A 16,728-nucleotide genomic window follows, 5' to 3' on the forward strand; every position below is an offset into this window, starting at 1 on the left:
TAATGAAGTTGTCCCGCTAACGTCATGGAATTGTCAGCTTTTTCGCCGATAATCCAATCGCACCGGCGCCTTTCGTGTCGGCCGGCGGCAGAACAGGATCCCATGTCGACCACGCAGCTGAAGGCCTTCCACATCGTCGCGCAATCGGGCGGCTTTTCTCAGGCCGCGCGCGACATGGCGATCAGCCAATCGACCCTTTCGGCCCATGTGCGGGAGCTGGAAGCTGTCAGCGGCGTCAACCTTCTGGAACGAAAACCGCGCGGGGTGAGCCTCAGCCCGCAGGGTGAGCGCCTGTTCGAAATTACCGCACGCCTGTTTCAGGCCGAGAACGAGGCCAAGGCCTTCCTGCGCGGCGATACGGGTTTTGCCGGCGGGCATTTGCGGGTCGCGGCGGACGGTCCCGTCTTGCCGCTGCCGATCCTTTCGCGGCTGAAGGCCGAGCGGCCGCAACTCACCTTCTCCCTTTCTGTCGATAATTCGGCACGCGTGGTGGAACAGATCATCGACTACCGCGCTGACGTCGCCATCACCGCCCGCACTCCGGACGATCCGCGTCTTTACGGCGTCAAATTTCTCAGCATGCGGCTTGGCCTGTGCGTGCCCGCCGCCCACCCGCTGGCGGAACGTGAGGGCGTCTTCATGACCGAACTGGAGGGCTTATCCTTCGTCATGCGCGAGCGGGGATCGCGCACCCGCGAAATCTTCGAAAAGAACCTCGCCGATCACGGCATTTCTATCCAGCCGGCAATCGAGATTTCCTCCCGCGAGGGCGTGCGCGAAGCTATCGCCAACGGCGTCGGATGCGGCGTGGTGGCCGATCTGGAGTTCGGCCACGATGCGCGCCTTTCCTTCGTGCCGCTGCGCGACGCCAACGAACTCATCGACGAATATGCGATCTGCCTTGCCGAAAGACGGCATCTGCCGCTGGTGCGCCGGTTCATCGAAGAAGCGGGCCGGGTCTGATTGCAGCATTGCAGGCTGTCACCGGCCTTCGGCCAACGCAAAGACATGATGATTTCCGGCGCGAAGTCAAAAAAATGTATACATATCAAATACTTAACAGAGAATGAGGTCGTCGGTGTCCGATGTAAGGATCAAACGGATTTCTGAACCCGCCAGCGACGATGAAGGCGCGCGCATTGTGGTAGGCGCGGCATTCGCAAGCAAGCCGCACAGCTTTCCATCCGGCTGAAGGAAATCGCGCCGAGCAACGAATTGCGCACGAGTTTTTCCCATATGCCGTCGCGCTTTACGAAGTGCGCCCGCCATTATGACGCGGAGTTCTCAGCCCGTCGCGCCACCCTGCTGTCTTATGGGGCGGGATCGCTCTCACCGGCCACCAGAAGCATGGGCCAAACGCAATGGCGGGCCTGATCGGGATAAAACGGCGCGTAGGCCGGCATGGTCGATAACAGCGTCTGGGCCACAGTCACGCCGAGATCATGCAGGGACATGCGGAAACTGGTCAGCCGTGGTTCCAGAAATTGGCCGCGCGGGCCATCGCGGAAGCCGATGACGGCGAGATCGCGCCCCGGTTTCAGGCCCACTTCCGCAAGCCGGCGATAAAGACCGACCGCCATCAGTTCGTAGATCAGCACGATCGCCGTTGGCCGGGGCCGCATCTGCAGCCATTCGCTGGCGGCGTGATAACCGCCCTGCTCGCTGGATTTCGCGCGGATGACCAGTGAGGAATCGTAAGCCATGCCATTGTCTTCCAGCGCGCGCCTGTATCCTTCCAGAAAAACATAACCGAGATTGATGTCGCTGTCGGGCACCGCCACCGCAATCGAACGATGCCCGGCAGCGGCAAGGCGGTCGACCGCGTTTTTCGCGACGCCCTCGAAATCGAGGTCGATCCAGGCGTGGGTGTCGCTGGAAGCGGTCCGGCCGAGCGCCACGAAAGGCAGGCGGGTCTGCTTCAGGAAATCCACACGTTTGTCTATCCGCCGCGTCGCGGAAATGATCATCGCATCCACCATGCGGCGCGCCACCATGCGCTTTAAATATTCATCCGGATCCTCTTCCCCCGGGCAGGGCAGAACGATGAGATCGAGATTATGCCCGGAAAACACGCTTTGCAGACCGTCCGTCACGCCCAGGAAGAAGTTGTCGGAGTTCTCCACGGTCTGCGCGTCGCTGCCGGTCATGAGGCCGATGACATTGGTGGTTCCCTGCCTGAGGCTGCGGCCGGACTGGTTGGCGACATAACCCAGCTTTTCCGCCGCTTCGAGAACACGCCGCCGCGTTTCTTCGTTCACATCCGGCTTGCCGTTCAGGGCACGGGAAACAGTGCCTATCGATATCTCCAGATAATCGGCAAGCTGACGAATTCCTTTCATGCATTCCCCTCCCAGGCCCGGCGCGCAATCGACGCGCCCCTTAACGGTCTTGACACATCTAACATCATCGGCATAGTCTCGTAAACGTTTACGACGCTCTGCGCAAAGAGGAGTTTGCAAAAGAGCCCCGGGGAGATGAGATGACATTTAATGCCGTTTTATGCGGATGCGGAGCAATGGCCAAGGGCTGGTTACGCGCCATTCAATCCACGCCGGAAATCGCCGGCGCGATCAGGATCGCCGGTCTGGTCGACCTGAACGAGAACACAGCCCGCGCGCTTGCCGAAGAATTCGCCCTCACGGATGCGGTAATCGGCACCGATCTTCGCCACGTTCTGGCTGAAACGAAAGCCGACATCCTTTTTGATATCGTCATCCCGCAGGCACGCTTTGCCGTGGTTGAAGCCGGTCTCGAGGCGGGGTGCCATGTGCTGAGCGAAAAGCCGCTTGCCGCCTCGATGGAGGAAGCCGCCACGCTGGTGGAACTGGCAAAAAAAGCCGGCAAAATTCATGCCGTGGTGCAAAACCGGCGGTTTATTGCGGGTATCCGGCGGCTGCGCCGCGCGCTTGAAGACGGTATCATCGGTGACCTGACGGCCATCCATTGCGATTTTTTCCTTGGGCCCCATTTCGGCGGCTTCCGTGAAGAAATGAAGAACGTCCTGCTTCTCGACATGGCGATCCACACCTTCGACGCCGCCCGTTTCGTCGCCAATGAAAAGCCCCTCTCCGTCTTTTGCGTGGAGAAGAACCCGTCCGGCTCCTGGTATGCCCATGGGGCGAGCGCCAATGCCATTTTCGAGTTTTCGAATGATGTCGTCTTTACCTATCGTGGTTCCTGGTGCGCCGAAGGCGAGCGGACCAGCTGGGAAGCGCGCTGGCGGCTGATCGGCTCGAAGGGAATGATCCTCTGGGACGGCGAAGACAATTTCTCCGCCTCCGTGGCCGGTGACGAGCAGGGACTTTTGCGTGGATTTAAAACCGTAAACGTTTCCGATGCCGTTTCCGAGAAGGATACGCGTGGCCATGCCAGCGTCATTCTCTCGTTCCTTCATTCCATCCGCACGGGTGAGATGCCGGAAACTGCCTCCTTCGACAACATCAACAGCCTTGCCATGGTGATCGGCGCGATTGAAAGCGCCCGCCTCGGCCAGCGTGTTTCCATTGCAGCATAAGGACTGAAAGACGTGAGCAATCCGGCAACATCTATCCGCATCGGCACCATGGTCAGCGCCACCAAGGGACAGGCGGCCGAACGCATCGGCCAGATCGCCGATCTCGGCTTCGAAAGCTTCGAGCCGTTCTTCTGGCAGACCACCAACGGTCAGGACCTTGCCGAACTCGGCAAGCGCTGCCTTGACGCGATTGGCGACCGCGACATCACCGTCAGTACGCTCGGCATGTTCGGCAATCCGCTGGAGGAGACGGACATTGACCTTGAGACACTGCAAGGCTGGAAAGACTGCATCGACAATGCCCATCATTTCGGCGCGACCTGCGTTGCAGGTTTCACCGGCAGGCTTCGTGGCAGGCCGCTGCCGGAAAGCCTGCCGCGGTACAAAGAAATCTGGAGCGAGCTTGCCAAGCGCGCCGCCGACAAGGGCGTGAAGATCGCCTTTGAAAACTGCGCCATGGACGGCAACTGGCAGACCGGCGACTGGAACATCGCGCACAATCCCGATGCCTGGGAGATGATGTTCAACGAAACGCCGGATGACAATATCGGCATCGAATGGGAACCCTGCCACCAGATGGTCTATCTCATCGATCCGCTGCCGCAGATCCGCAAATGGGCGGACAAGATTTTCCACGTTCACGGCAAGGACGCGACCATCCGCTGGGATGTCATTCGCGAGCACGGCATTTTCGGCAAGGAAAAATTCGTCTTCATGCGCACGCCGGGTTTCGGCGACAGCAACTGGACGGACATTATTTCCGAACTACGCCTCGCCGGCTGGTCCGGCTCCATCGACATCGAAGGCTGGCATGACCCTGTCTACCGCGATGCGCTGGAAATGACGGGACAGGTGCATGGCCTGAATTATCTGAAAAAATGCCGCGGCGGCGATTTCGTCGTCGACCCCGCATAACGGAAGCCTTTTGGGAGAAGGTTTTTGAAAATTGCAGAGACGATAACCAAGAGGAGGAGATTATGGGTATCGCGAAATGCATGATGGCCGGCGCATTTCTGCTGGCGGGCGTGTCCGCCGGCGCTATTGCGGCGCAGGCAGAAGATGTGACGTTGACGCTGTGGTCGCTGGATCGCGATATCCAGCCGGCACCGAACCTCATCAAGGAGTTCAACGCGCTCAATAACGGCATCAAGATCGAATACCGGCAATTGCAGTTCGATGATGTGGTGAGCGAATCCATGCGCGCCTATTCCACCGGCAACGCGCCCGACATCATCGCCATCGACAACCCCAACCACGCCATGTTCGCCGCACGCGGGGCCTTTCTCGACGTGACGGACATGATTGCGAAGTCGGATGTCATCAAGACGGAGAATTATTTTCCGGGACCGCTGAAATCGGTGATGTGGGACGGCAAATATTTCGGCGTGCCGAAGGCCACGAACACGATCGCGCTTTATTACAACAAGGACCTGTTCAAGGCCGCTGGGCTGGACGCGGCAAAACCGCCGCAGACCTGGGATGAGCTGGTGGATGCTGCCCGCAAGCTGACCGACCCCTCGAAGAACATCTATGGTATCAGCTTCAGCGCCAAGGCGAATGAGGAAGGCACCTTCCAGTTCCTGCCCTGGGCGCAGATGGCGGGCGCGACCTACAAGAACATCAATACCGAGGGCGCCGTCAAAGCGCTCGAAACGTGGAAGCTGATGCTGGATGAAAAGCTGGCATCGCCCGATACGCTGACGCGCAGCCAGTGGGACTCCACCGCCACCTTCAACGCCGGCAACGCCGCCATGGTCATTTCCGGCCCTTGGGAAATCGACCGCATGCTGAAGGACGCCAAGTTCGACTGGGGTGTCGCTTTGCTGCCGGTGCCCACGCCCGACGCTCCGCGGTCTTCGGCCATGGGCGACTATAACTGGGCGATCTTCTCCAAGACGAAACATCCGGAAGAAGCCTTCAAGGCAATCGAGTTCTTCGCCTCAAAGGACAAGGACATGTTCAAGAACTTCGGCCAGTTGCCGGCGCGCTCGGATATTCCCGTTCCGCCGACCGGCAATGCGTTGAAAGATGAGGCGCTGAAGACCTTCGTGGAACAGCTGAAATATGCGCAGCCGCGCGGCCCCTCGCCCGAATGGCCGAAGATTTCCAAGGCTATTCAGGATGCCATTCAGGGCGCGCTTTCGGGTCAGATGACGCCGAAAGCCGCGCTCGACCAGGCCGCTGAAAAGATAAAGCTGGTCGAAGGCTGATCCGGGCGGGCGGCCGGCTTTCTCCGGCCTCCACCCAAGGGGTTCCTCCCGGTGGGGCTGCCTGCCGCGACAAGCGGCGGCGGCCCCGACTGGAGCTTGCGAGGATGTTTCATGAAAAAACTGTTTTCCAGCCTCAGTGACGGTCGCGGTTTCGATATCGTCCTTGTCGCCTTTCCTTTGGGCTTCCTGTTCGTCATGGCGGGGCTGCCGCTCATCTACAACATCGTCATGAGCTTTCAGGAAGTCGACATGTTCAGCCTGGGCACCTTCGTGCGCCCCTTCGTCGGCTTCAAGAATTATATCGACCTGTTCCGGCAACCGGAAACATTGCCGATCCTTTTCAACACGGTCACCTTTGTCGTGGCCTCGATTGCCGGGCAATTCGCCATCGGCTTCGGTCTGGCGCTGTTCTTCTGGGTCAATTTTCCCGGCGCAACCTGGATGCGCGGCCTTTTTCTCGTGTCCTGGGTCATGCCCGGCCTCGTGGTGGGCGCGATCTGGAACTGGATCCTCTCGGGCGATTTCGGCGTGTTGAATTTCTTCCTGCGGGAAAGCGGCCTGATATCGGGCAATATCTTCTGGCGCTCCGATGCGAATTTTTCGCTCTGGGCCGTCGTCATCGCCAATATCTGGCTCGGCACTTCCTTCAACATGATCCTGCTTTCCGTCGGCCTCGCCTCCATTCCCGGCGACCTGTACGAGGCCGCGGAACTGGACGGGGCGAACGCCTGGCAGCGCTTCTACACCATCACCCTGCCGATGATGCGCTCCACCATCGGCGCCATCGTCTCGCTCGGGCTGATTTTCACGCTGCAGCAATTCGATCTTTTCGCCGCCATTACCGATGGCGGGCCGAATAACAGCTCCAACGTGGCGCAATATTGGGCCTGGGACCTGTCCTTCCGGCAATATGATTTCGGCAAGGGCGCCACGATCTCCGTCATCATGATCGTGTTCGTCATGCTGGCTTCCATCGTCTATGTGCGTTCCACTCGGCATGAGGTGCGCGGATGAGCATCACGACCCGCAACCGCCTGATGCTGGCCATCGCCATCGTACTCGCCATCATCTACCTCTTTCCGCTGTACTGGATGTATCTGACCTCGCTCAAAAGCGGTTCGGAAATGTTCGCCAATCCGCCCTCCTTCTGGCCCAGCGATCCGCAATGGCAGACCTATGCCTATGTCTGGAACAGCCGCAATATGGGGCGCTACCTGTGGAATTCGGTGCTGATCGCCTCCAGCGCGGTGCTGCTGATCACCATTCTCGGCGTCGGCTGTGCCTATGTGCTGGCACGGTATCGCAATGTCTGGGTGGATATCGGCCTGTTCCTCATCCTTATGCTGCAGGTTCTGCCGGCATCTTTGATGATCACGCCGATCTTCGTCGGTTTCTCGCAATTTGGGCTTCTCGATTATCCGCGCTTGTCGGTCATCCTCGCCATTGCGGCGAAAAGCATGCCCTTCTTCGTGGTGCTTGTGCGCGCCACCTTCATGGCAGTGCCGCAGGAGCTGGAAGAGGCGGCACTTGTGGATGGCAATTCCCGCGTGGGCGCCTTTTTCAACATCGTGCTGCCGCTTGCCAGAAACGGCATTCTCGTCAGCGCCATCCTCATCTTCATGCAGGCCTTCGGCGAGTTCGTCTATTCGAAATCGATGATACAGGCGGCCGATTTGCAGCCGGCGAGCGTCGGCCTCAATTCCTTCATGGGCCCCAACACCAGCGAATGGAACAACATTATGGCCTATGCGACCATGTATGTGACGCCCATTCTTGCCCTTTTCATTCTCTTGCAGCGCCGCATCGTATCCGGCCTGACCTCAGGAGCGCTCAAATGACTCTTCAGATCGAACTTTCCGGCGTCAACAAATATTACGGCGCCTTTCATGCGCTGAAGAACATCAACCTTTCCATCGAGAAGGGCACTTTCGTCGCGCTTGTCGGCCCGTCGGGCTGCGGCAAATCCACACTTCTGCGCTCGCTCGCCGGGCTGGAAACCATATCGGCCGGCGACATGCGCATTGCAGGCACACTCATGAACGGTGTGCCGCCGCGCAAGCGCGACGTGGCCATGGTGTTCCAGTCCTATGCGCTCTACCCGCATATGACCGTGGAGGAGAACCTCACCTATTCGCTGCGGATGCGCGGCGTCGCCAAGGCCGAGGCCCGCAAGGCGGCGGAAGAAGTTGCCGCCACGACAGGACTTTCAAAGCTGATGAAGCGCTATCCGCGCGAACTCTCCGGCGGCCAGCGCCAGCGCGTGGCCATGAGCCGGGCGATCATCCGCAACCCGCAGGCGTTTCTGTTCGATGAGCCGCTTTCCAATCTCGATGCGGCGCTGCGCGTCCACATGCGCAAGGAAATCCGCGCGCTACACGATCGCCTGCATGCAACCTCAGTCTATGTCACCCATGACCAGATCGAAGCGATGACCATGGCCGACCATGTCGTCGTCATGCGCGATGGCGTGATTGAGCAGCAGGGCACGCCGCTGGAACTATACGACCGCCCGGTCAATCGTTTCGTTGCGGGCTTCATCGGCTCGCCGGCCATGAATTTCATTCCGGCGACCGTCAGCCCGGATGGCGCGTCCCTTCAGCTCAGCTTCGGCGAAGGCGAGCCGCAGCAATCGATTGGGAACCCGGCCTCCCTGCCGCCCGGCAAAGATGTGATTGTCGGCATCAGGCCGGAACATATCCGGCCGGTCGCAGCAGCCGGAGCGACATTGGCGCTGCCGGTTTCCGCGGTGGAAACAACCGGTTCGGCGACCTTCCTCACGACAGGAACCGCCACCGAACTGGTCATCGCGGTGCAGGGACGCAGCGCAGTCAAGGCCGGTGAAACGATCGGCCTCGACATCGACCCGTCCGATATGCATTTGTTCGATGCGGAAACAGGCGTCGGCCTCCTGACCCGCTGAGCGGCGGTTTTGCCGGCTGTTTCCTCCGCCGGCAAACACGAAGCGTGGAGTCGAATGACCATGAACGGGAAAACAGCGTTCCTTATCGGCGCGGCCATCCTCGCCGGTCTTGTCATCGTCCAACTCAAGGATGTCCGCATCGCCATCGGGGAACGCGCCATGGGAGGCTATGACGGTTCGAGCAACCCGGAAGCGGCCTCCCGCGCCGAGCGGGAAGCAAAAGAGGCCGCCGCGCGTGCCGAGGCCGCGGCAGGCGCGCTGGAACCGCAAAACTGACCGCGACCACAGCACCTGAAATATTTCGATTGGAATAGTCGCTGCAATCTGACCTGTGCTATCAGACAGGTGGATTCGCAACGGGGGATTGAATGGCGAAAGGGTTCGTAACGGCCGAAGAAGTAGCAAAAAAGGCGGGTGTCTCACGCTCCGCCGTTTCACGCACCTTCACTCCCGGCGGCAGCGTATCCAAGGCCGTCCGGCGCAAGGTACTGAAAGCGGCACAGGAACTCGGCTACCGCGTCAACCGGCTGGCGCAGGGCCTCAACAATGACCGTTCCAACCTCATCGGGGTCGTCGGCGCCAACCTCGGTTCTCCCTTCATTTCAAAGCAACTCGATCTCCTCAGCATCGGCCTTCTGCGTCGCGGCCTGCAATGCCTGCTTCTGAATGCCGCAGATGCGCGCAAGGACATTGCACCACTCATCGAGCGTCTCTTCGAATTCCGCGCGCAGGCTATCATCGTTCTTTCCGGTGAACCTCCGGCCTCTATTATCGACGAATGCATCGCCAACGGCGTGCGTCTCATCCTCATCAACCAGCATCTGGACCGCACCGATACGAATATGGTGCTGAGCGACGATTCCCACGGCGCCAACCTGGCCGCCATGCGGCTTGTGGCAGCCAGGTGCAGAAAGGTTGCGGTTGTCTCCAGCGGCAGCCGGACGCCCGCACAGTTGCGCCGCGTCAACGCTTTCACCGAGCGCATGACCATGGAGGGTATCCAGGTGGTTCCATGGTGCGGCGGTCCCACCAGCTATGACAGTGGCTATCAGGCCGGTCGAGAATTGCTCGCGGACAGGACCATTGATGGCGCCTTCTGTGTCACTGATCTGCTGGCACTTGGTTTCATGGACGCCGCCCGGCTGGAAATGGGCCGCCGGGTGCCGGAAGATATCTCGATTGTCGGTTTCGACGATATTCCGCAGGCCGGCTGGAAAAGCTACCAGCTGACGACCGTTGCCCAGTCTTTCGACGCATTGACAGAGAAGGTTTTGACCGCGCTCGATAGCGATGAGCCGGAAACCCGGCTTCAGATCGTACCCGTGTCCATGGTCGAGCGCATCACCGCGCGCTAGACCAAATGTCTTTCCGGGCAAAAATCTTCACATCAAACCGCAACGCGTTCACGCTGCGGTACAAGCCCAAGCTCCAGATCGCGCGGACTGCCTTCGGCACGCTCGAGAAACAGGCCGAGGGCTCCGAAGAAGATTTCGAGAAAGCTTTCGACCGAACCATCGTGACGATCCGGCTCCCGGCCGAAGCGCTCCGCCAGCGTTCGGTAAAGGGAAAGCCGTTGCGGCGCGATGTGCGGCAGCGCCAGGCCTGCGCCCTGGCGCAGGCAATACCAGTCGGCAATCAGCTCGAACATCGGCAGGTCCAAGGACAGGACAGTAGCATCAGACGAGGAAAGGCCTTTCCCTCCAAGCAGATCGAGAACCTCCCGAACGCTTTTATCGGCGATTGCCGTGACGACCTCGGCCGGCCATTCCCTGGGGAAATAACGGTGCCTGATCAGCGCCCGCTTGTGGCCCAGCAGAAATTCACCGTAATTGCCGGCGGCAAAAGCCGGGTCGTTCGCCTCGCCCGCCAGTGCTGTCTCCTGTGCATAACCATCGGAAATACGACCATTGACCGGCAGGGCAGCCATCTCCACCGTCTCGACAAGGATTTCCTGCCGCGACGGGTGGACGACCTTGAAGGCAGGCGGAAAGGCGACGAGCGACGGCACGGCGATATTGGTGAGCGAGTTTTCGCCTTCCCCGCGCCGGGTCACGCCTTCCACGTGCAGGTGCCCGCTGAAATGGACGGCAAGCCCGGCCTGTAACAGCGCATCCTCCACCGCCTTGCGCGGCGTGCGGCGCACGACATTGGTTTCACCGAACAGGGCGCCTTCTGCACCGCTTGCGCCATCGAAGGGATCGAGCGCCGGATAATGGGAAAAGCCGAGCAATGTCTTGCCATGCAGCTCCGCCCTGCGGCGCACATCGGCGATCCAGTCGATGAGGAAGGGCTTGCAGCGCAAAAGCGCATTCCATCCACCGGAGGTGCTGTCGATGAAAGCCGCCTCCTCGCCCGCTTCGAACGCACCATCGAGCGGCTCGAAAATATTGGCGTCGATCATCAGCAGCCACAGGCCCGGTTCCGGTTCGACCAGATAGGAGGCATCCATCAGGCGGTAGACATTGCGCCCATCGGGTGAGCGCACCGCGTACAACCGGTCCTCCGGCGCATCGGAAACACCGAAAGGGGTTTCCCAATGCAGATAATCCGGCTGGCGGAAATAACCGAAAGCCGCCATCGGGCCAAGGCCTGCAGGATAGCCTTCGCAATACATCCCGTCGCTTACGACGACGCGCTCACCGGCCCGCCGCGCATCGCTTGAAACGGAAAGGCATTTGCCGTTCTCCGTCAGAAACTCCTTGGTATGATGCCGGCCGCGCGGGCCGAAAATATCGTGGTTTCCGGGCAATGTGTAGAAGGCTGTGCCGTGGGCGTCGCTGTGGCGTTGCAGGATGTTCTTCAGCGTTTCAGTCGTCACCCGCTGGCCATCGTCGGTATAGTCGCCAAGCAGCACCACATAGCGAATGCCGCGCTGCCGCACCTCCTCCAGCGCCGCATGCAATGCATCGGCGCTCTCGTTGAAAACCCGGGTGGATTCACGGGTATCCGACCAGCTGCGCATGGTGATGCGCTGACCATCGATTTCGATGCCGGGAAATCCGAAATCGGCTGCCGTGTCATGGAAATGCGCGTCGGCGATGACGGCAACGGAGGGGAGCGTGCGTGTCAGCATGGTTGAGCGGTCTTTCTGCCCTCGACCATCTGCCCTCGACCCTGTCGATCCAGTCGGAAGCACGGCAGGGGCCGGGCATAAACGGGTCCATCCATTTCATTCCTCCACATGCATGAAGCACGAGGCCCCCTCTGCAAAAGGGCTTCTGCCTTAAATCACGCCGATACCGCCCGCGGACGATCCGACAGCTGCCGGGCGGCCAGCGCTATATTCGATGCCTGGCTGACGCCTTTGGCAACACCGGCTGCTGCGGCCAGCACCGGCCCGCCATCCCTGAGACTGCCGATCTCCAGAAAAGGGCACACATCACCGCCAGCTTCGCTGACGAGTAGCAGCCCCGCAAGACAATCCCATGAATTCATGTGCAATTCGAGATATCCATCGGAACGGCCATCAGCCACATAGGCAAGCGCCAGCGCACCGGAGCCGGCGCGGCGGACATTGGCGCCCATGTCGAGCAGGTTCCTGACGACATCGAGATAGGTCGCATTCGCGATACGGGTGGACCACCCCATCTCGATGGAAGCGGCATCGAAGCGCTCCGTTTCCGCAGTCCGGATCGTCTGACCGTTGCGCATCGCTCCCTCGCCGCGGCGGGCGAAATAAAGCTCGCCAAGGGCAGGATTATAGATCGCCCCGATTTCGGTCTGCCCGTTTTCGACATAGGCGATGGAGATGCAGAAATGCGGAATGCCACGGGCAAAATTGGCGGTGCCGTCGATGGGATCCACGACCCAGACGCAGTCACCGATCTCGCCGCCGCCCTCTTCCCCGAAAAAACTGTCTTCCGGGAAAGCGGCCGCGATCGCGCCGCGAATATGCGCTTCGGAGGCAGCATCCGTCACTGTCAGAAAATCCTGCGGCCCCTTCATCGAAAAGCTGCGCGTCGCCTCGCCCTGAAAACCTTTCAGCACCAGCTCCCCGGCGGAAAGAATGACGCTGCGGCACAATTCGGCACGCGCTGCCAATGTATCGGGATAGTGGATCGAATCCATGCGCAAGAGCCATTTCTCAAAGTTTGAACACGCGTTCATATTGCACGCGCGTTCAAACTTTTCAAGGGGCGTTGAAAAGGTGCTGATGAACATTGGGAGTGGGCGGGCCGCCCATGCCAAGTGAACAGCTTGGCAGAAACAGGCAGTTTGAAGCAAAGGACTTATTTCCAATCAAAAATCCCCCACCCGGAAACATAAAATATTGAAAACAGTGGAATGTTGCGAAGCGAAGCGCCTGCATCTTGCGGTTGATGCAATTGTCTGTCGGTTAACCCTGTGTATTTCCAATGACGTAACAGGAATTATGTTACAAATGTCGTTCTGTACTTGAAGAGCCATGAATGAAAATACTGACCACCACGCAAAAACTGCATGATTTCATGTCCGTCCGGTCCGACAATCCTGATCTGCTGAAAGCACAGTATCGCGCTTTCAGCCGACAGATGCCGATGATGTATTTCATCCTGCTTTCAAGCACATGGGCGCTTGCAGTAACGCATATGCAATTGGCGCCGCTTTGGCTCACCGTTGGAGTTCCCACCCTGTTCACGCTCGGCTGCACGCTCAGGATCGCCTTCTGGTGGAGGACGCGCGGCATGGATCCCGAACCGCGGGTGGCGCATGCAGCCCTTCGGCGCACGAACCGCCTCGCTGCCGGCATCGCCATGGCATTTACGCTCTGGTCTTTCCTTCTGGTGCCCTATGGGGATGCCTATATGCAATCCCACGTCGCCTTCTATATGGCGATTACTGTCATTTCCTGCATTTTCTGTCTGATGTATGTGCGCTCGGCCGCCTTCACGGTGACGCTCATCGTCAATGGCGCCTTCATCGCCTTCTTTCTGGCCTCGCAGCAACCGACCTTTGTTGCCATTGCCATCAATGTGCTGCTGGTCTGCACCGGCATGATGTCCATTCTGCTGACCAACTACCGCAATTTCGAGCGCATGGTCATTTCACAACAGCGCACGGAAGCGCTCAGCAACGAAAACCTGCTTCTTGCCAATATCGACAGCCTGACGGAACTGCCCAACCGCCGCGCCTTTTTCGCCCACCTTGAAGCCGAACTCGAAAAAGCCAGAGCCAACGGAACCCGGCTGGCGCTGGGTGTCATCGATCTGGACGGGTTCAAGCCGGTCAACGATCTTTACGGACACTCCGTAGGAGACAGGCTGCTGGTCAATGTCAGCAAACGCCTCACCGCCAATCTGAAAGCCAGCAGGGCCTTTCGGCTCGGCGGGGACGAATTCGCCATCGTCGCCCCGATCATACCCGATGACGCGCAACTCGTCGCGAATGCCAATGCAATCTCCGAGCAGTTGAGGGCGCCTTACCATATGCCGGAGGGCACCGTGCATGTTTCCGCATCCATGGGAATTGCCGTGTTTCCGCACCTCGCCTCAACGCTTGAACAGCTATTCGACAGGGCGGATTATGCCCTTTACCACGCCAAGAAAACCCGGCGAGGCGATGCCGTTCTGTTCGATGCGGAGCACGAAAAGCAGATCAATATCGAAGCCCGCGTCGAGCACCTGCTCAGACAGAGGGATATGGAAAACGAGCTTTCGGTCGTGTTTCAGCCGATCGTCGATATACGCGACGGAAGAACGGCAGGGTTTGAAGCGCTGGCGCGCTGGCACAGCCCGGTTCTCGGGCATGTGCCGCCTTGCCAGTTTTTCCCCATCGCGGAACGGGCCGGCATCGTCGGTTCGCTGACACGACCGCTTCTCAAGATGGCGCTAGCCTCCGCCGCCACATGGGAACCCTCCCTGCGCCTGTCGTTCAACCTTTCGGCCCAGGACCTCAATTCCCATGAGGGCGTACTTTCCCTTCTCGGCATTATCGAAAACAGCAACTTCGATGCATGCCGGCTGGACCTTGAAATTACCGAGACGGCTTTTGCCCATGATTTCGAACAGGTGAGGCAATCGGTCGAAATGCTGCGCCGCCTCGGCTGCGGCATATCGCTGGACGATTTCGGCACCGGCTATTCCAGCCTGACGCGACTGCATGCATTGCCGCTGACCAAGATCAAGATCGACCGCAGCTTCGTCACGGACCTGCACGAAAAACCGGCCAGCTACAAAATCGTGAAATCCCTTCTCACCCTCAGCCGCGACATGGAACTGGAATGCGTGGTGGAAGGGGTGGAAACACCAGCCGAGCTAACCGCACTCGAAGGCCTCGGCGCCACGCTGGTGCAGGGCTACATCTATGCGCCGCCGCTTCGGAAAGAGGATGTCGGTGCGTTTCTTTCGGGCCAGGCGACTAGAAGCGGAACTTCCGCTGGCAAACGCAGAAACAGGCTCCGCTAAATCAAACCATTGCATGAGGCAGATTGTCGTCACGGCACCCTTATTTGAGATTACTCGAACGTAATCCAGGAGGTTCCCTGCACCAATCTTCCACCATGCGCGCATGCATCACCCAGCCGCACTATCTTCTTTCCATCAATAGCGGCAAAGGACGAGCCGGCAGTAATTGTATCGGTCGTCGGAACTCCCGTGCACAAACACGTATCACCGACAGTTGCGACCGGCGTTCCTTCAACCGTAACAAAACTCTGTTGGGTGGAGATGACGGGACCACCAACATGCGGTCTTGGGCCGGGATCGACCTTGGGGCAGACATGCATGTGGCCTTTAAGGGAGACTGGGCTGGCGGTCATTGGCTCCTCCTTCTCAACTAAATCAAGCCGCATGTGCAAAAGGTAACGGTGCTATGGCGAGCACTCGATTATTCCCGCCCCGGAAGCGTAGCCCCCTGTCAAAATCCCCCCCGTTCCTCCATTGAAAAAGGCACGGGTCGGACCGCACGATGAGCGGGTTAATATCCAGAAGCACAGCTTCAAATCCGGCGATATCGCCGGGTTTTAAGTAAATATCGACGATAGCATCATCAATATGAGCGACCCCCCTGAAACGGTCCGCAAAATTGACCAGAGCTCCAGCGATGGATTTGGCATTGGCTTCTATCTCAGGAAAAAAAGCCTTATGAAAATACTGCGAAGCGCCAATGAATTCCCGGTTTTTCATGAAGAGCCTGAACTCCGACCATTTCGGAATGTCTTTCCAGGGCCGTATGAACATGCAGACGTCAAATTTATCTTGAAGTGAACTGGCAAGAAGTCCCGCCACACGGGGATTATCCCGCAATATATGAGACATGAGTTGGGCGCTGTTGAAGATCGGCCCCTTTTGGTATTGTCCGGGCTGCTTGAAACTGCATCCACCGAAGCGAAAATGGGCGCCCTCTTTGAAAACCGCGGTTTTGGCATCTATGCCTATGCGAAATTCATCCGATAGCTGGGTGAGTTCATCTATGTCGAACAGTTCCCGGAAAGCCGCAGTTCTACTTCCTATCGCCGCGCGATCCTGCTCCGAAATAAGCAACTGCTCGAAGGGCAATCCCAACTCGCACACTTCGTCCGGCCAGGATTCGATGAAGGTTGCTCGCCATTTTTCGTGCAGACCAAGCATTTAAATCTCGTCGGCCTTTTTCAGATTGTAGAAAAATTCATAAAGAGACGGGGCTGCGAGACCCAGGCCGCGCGTGTTATTTCCCGTGCCGAAGGGATCCGACGCTTGTTCCCACAGCCATACTCGGTTATCGGTCTTATCCCGACCATTCATCAACAAATACGAGTTCCCACCGTCAGCGGTGCCGAAGAATATCATTGGTAAGGTGAACTGGTCGGGCCACGTGGAGTTGCTTATGAACATGTCGTGTCGATCATAAAACCGCTTCTTGCCAGAAACCAGGACTTGGACTTCGTGCGCAGAACGCGCGCCATCCTCATACGTCACAATAAAATTTGCGTAGATATCGGGTTGTTCGAAGCCATTCCAGCCATAGCGCATGAGAACTGCAACAAGCTGCTCCGGCAATGACAATGAGGTGTAGTCCTCAAATTCGAGAATGTCTTGGGCAGACCAGAGAGAGTCTTCCTCAAAAGACCAATCGCCCGTTTCCTGCATTCTGGCGATTGCTTCATCCAAAGTAACGCTCATAATATT

Annotated in this window: 17 protein-coding genes; 11 read left to right on the forward strand and 6 right to left on the reverse strand. The window is 58.7% G+C overall.

Annotation, left to right across the window (positions count from 1 at the left end):
- Positions 1-102: 102 nt before the first annotated feature.
- Positions 103-963, forward strand: coding sequence for a LysR substrate-binding domain-containing protein (locus tag ACQZ48_RS15425; RefSeq protein WP_077984116.1), 861 nt, complete (start codon positions 103-105; stop codon positions 961-963).
- Positions 964-1,197: 234 nt separating this feature from the next.
- The gene (locus tag ACQZ48_RS15430; protein ID WP_448729031.1) at positions 1,198-1,374 is read left to right on the forward strand and encodes a hypothetical protein; all 177 of its coding nucleotides are present in this window, start codon (positions 1,198-1,200) and stop codon (positions 1,372-1,374) included.
- On the opposite strand, the gene ACQZ48_RS15435 is transcribed toward ACQZ48_RS15430, so the two are convergent.
- Positions 1,311-2,339 (reverse strand): LacI family DNA-binding transcriptional regulator, encoded by a 1,029-nt coding sequence (locus tag ACQZ48_RS15435; protein ID WP_077984117.1) that lies wholly within the window; start codon positions 2,337-2,339, stop codon positions 1,311-1,313. The two genes, ACQZ48_RS15430 and ACQZ48_RS15435, sit on opposite strands and share 64 nt — an antisense overlap.
- Positions 2,340-2,479: 140 nt before the next feature.
- Between ACQZ48_RS15435 and ACQZ48_RS15440 the strand changes: the two genes are divergently transcribed.
- The 8 genes from ACQZ48_RS15440 (at position 2,480) to ACQZ48_RS15475 (ending at position 9,999) form a co-directional block, all read left to right on the forward strand.
- Entirely contained in the window at positions 2,480-3,514 is a 1,035-nt protein-coding gene (locus ACQZ48_RS15440; protein WP_448728980.1) for a Gfo/Idh/MocA family protein, read from the forward strand.
- Positions 3,515-3,526: 12 nt separating this feature from the next.
- Entirely contained in the window at positions 3,527-4,429 is a 903-nt protein-coding gene (locus ACQZ48_RS15445) for a sugar phosphate isomerase/epimerase family protein (RefSeq protein ID WP_077984119.1), read from the forward strand.
- Positions 4,430-4,491: 62 nt separating this feature from the next.
- Positions 4,492-5,724: an ABC transporter substrate-binding protein gene (locus tag ACQZ48_RS15450; RefSeq protein WP_077984120.1), complete on the forward strand. Its 1,233-nt coding sequence runs from the start codon at positions 4,492-4,494 to the stop codon at positions 5,722-5,724.
- A 111-nt stretch (positions 5,725-5,835) separates the two neighbouring features.
- Positions 5,836-6,738, forward strand: coding sequence for a carbohydrate ABC transporter permease (locus ACQZ48_RS15455; RefSeq protein ID WP_077984121.1), 903 nt, complete (start codon positions 5,836-5,838; stop codon positions 6,736-6,738).
- Entirely contained in the window at positions 6,735-7,562 is an 828-nt protein-coding gene (locus tag ACQZ48_RS15460; RefSeq protein WP_077984122.1) for a carbohydrate ABC transporter permease, read from the forward strand. Before ACQZ48_RS15455 ends, ACQZ48_RS15460 begins: the two co-directional genes overlap by 4 nt.
- Complete coding sequence (locus ACQZ48_RS15465) at positions 7,559-8,644, forward strand: ABC transporter ATP-binding protein (protein WP_173991482.1); 1,086 nt, start codon at positions 7,559-7,561, stop codon at positions 8,642-8,644. The genes ACQZ48_RS15460 and ACQZ48_RS15465 overlap by 4 nt, the downstream gene beginning before the upstream one ends.
- A 60-nt stretch (positions 8,645-8,704) precedes the next feature.
- Entirely contained in the window at positions 8,705-8,920 is a 216-nt protein-coding gene (locus ACQZ48_RS15470) for a hypothetical protein (RefSeq protein ID WP_448728981.1), read from the forward strand.
- Between the two features lie 92 nt (positions 8,921-9,012).
- Entirely contained in the window at positions 9,013-9,999 is a 987-nt protein-coding gene (locus ACQZ48_RS15475; RefSeq protein WP_142913240.1) for a LacI family DNA-binding transcriptional regulator, read from the forward strand.
- 32 nt (positions 10,000-10,031) lie between these two features.
- Here ACQZ48_RS15475 and ACQZ48_RS15480 read toward each other — a convergent pair whose 3' ends face one another.
- Both ACQZ48_RS15480 and ACQZ48_RS15485 read right to left on the reverse strand, forming a co-directional pair.
- Positions 10,032-11,717 carry a metallophosphoesterase family protein gene (locus ACQZ48_RS15480; protein WP_448728982.1) on the reverse strand — a complete coding sequence of 562 codons (1,686 nt, stop codon included), beginning with the start codon at positions 11,715-11,717 and terminating at the stop codon, positions 10,032-10,034.
- 155 nt (positions 11,718-11,872) lie between these two features.
- Entirely contained in the window at positions 11,873-12,712 is an 840-nt protein-coding gene (locus tag ACQZ48_RS15485; RefSeq protein WP_448728983.1) for an inositol monophosphatase family protein, read from the reverse strand.
- Positions 12,713-13,053: 341 nt separating this feature from the next.
- On the opposite strand from ACQZ48_RS15485, the gene ACQZ48_RS15490 reads away from it, so the two are divergent.
- Positions 13,054-15,027, forward strand: a complete 1,974-nt coding sequence (locus tag ACQZ48_RS15490; RefSeq protein ID WP_448728984.1) for a putative bifunctional diguanylate cyclase/phosphodiesterase — start codon at positions 13,054-13,056, stop codon at positions 15,025-15,027.
- A 50-nt stretch (positions 15,028-15,077) separates the two neighbouring features.
- Here ACQZ48_RS15490 and ACQZ48_RS15495 read toward each other — a convergent pair whose 3' ends face one another.
- The 3 genes from ACQZ48_RS15495 to ACQZ48_RS15505 are packed head-to-tail and all read right to left on the reverse strand — an operon-like array spanning position 15,078 to position 16,722.
- Complete coding sequence (locus ACQZ48_RS15495) at positions 15,078-15,380, reverse strand: PAAR domain-containing protein (RefSeq protein ID WP_115064637.1); 303 nt, start codon at positions 15,378-15,380, stop codon at positions 15,078-15,080.
- A 22-nt stretch (positions 15,381-15,402) separates the two neighbouring features.
- Entirely contained in the window at positions 15,403-16,191 is a 789-nt protein-coding gene (locus ACQZ48_RS15500) for a hypothetical protein (protein ID WP_448728985.1), read from the reverse strand.
- On the reverse strand, positions 16,192-16,722 hold the full coding sequence (locus ACQZ48_RS15505) for an SMI1/KNR4 family protein (RefSeq protein ID WP_448728986.1): 531 nt from the start codon (positions 16,720-16,722) through the stop codon (positions 16,192-16,194).
- Between the last annotated feature and the right edge of the window lie 6 nt (positions 16,723-16,728).

It is taken from the genome of Agrobacterium sp. 22-209-1 (assembly GCF_053522485.1).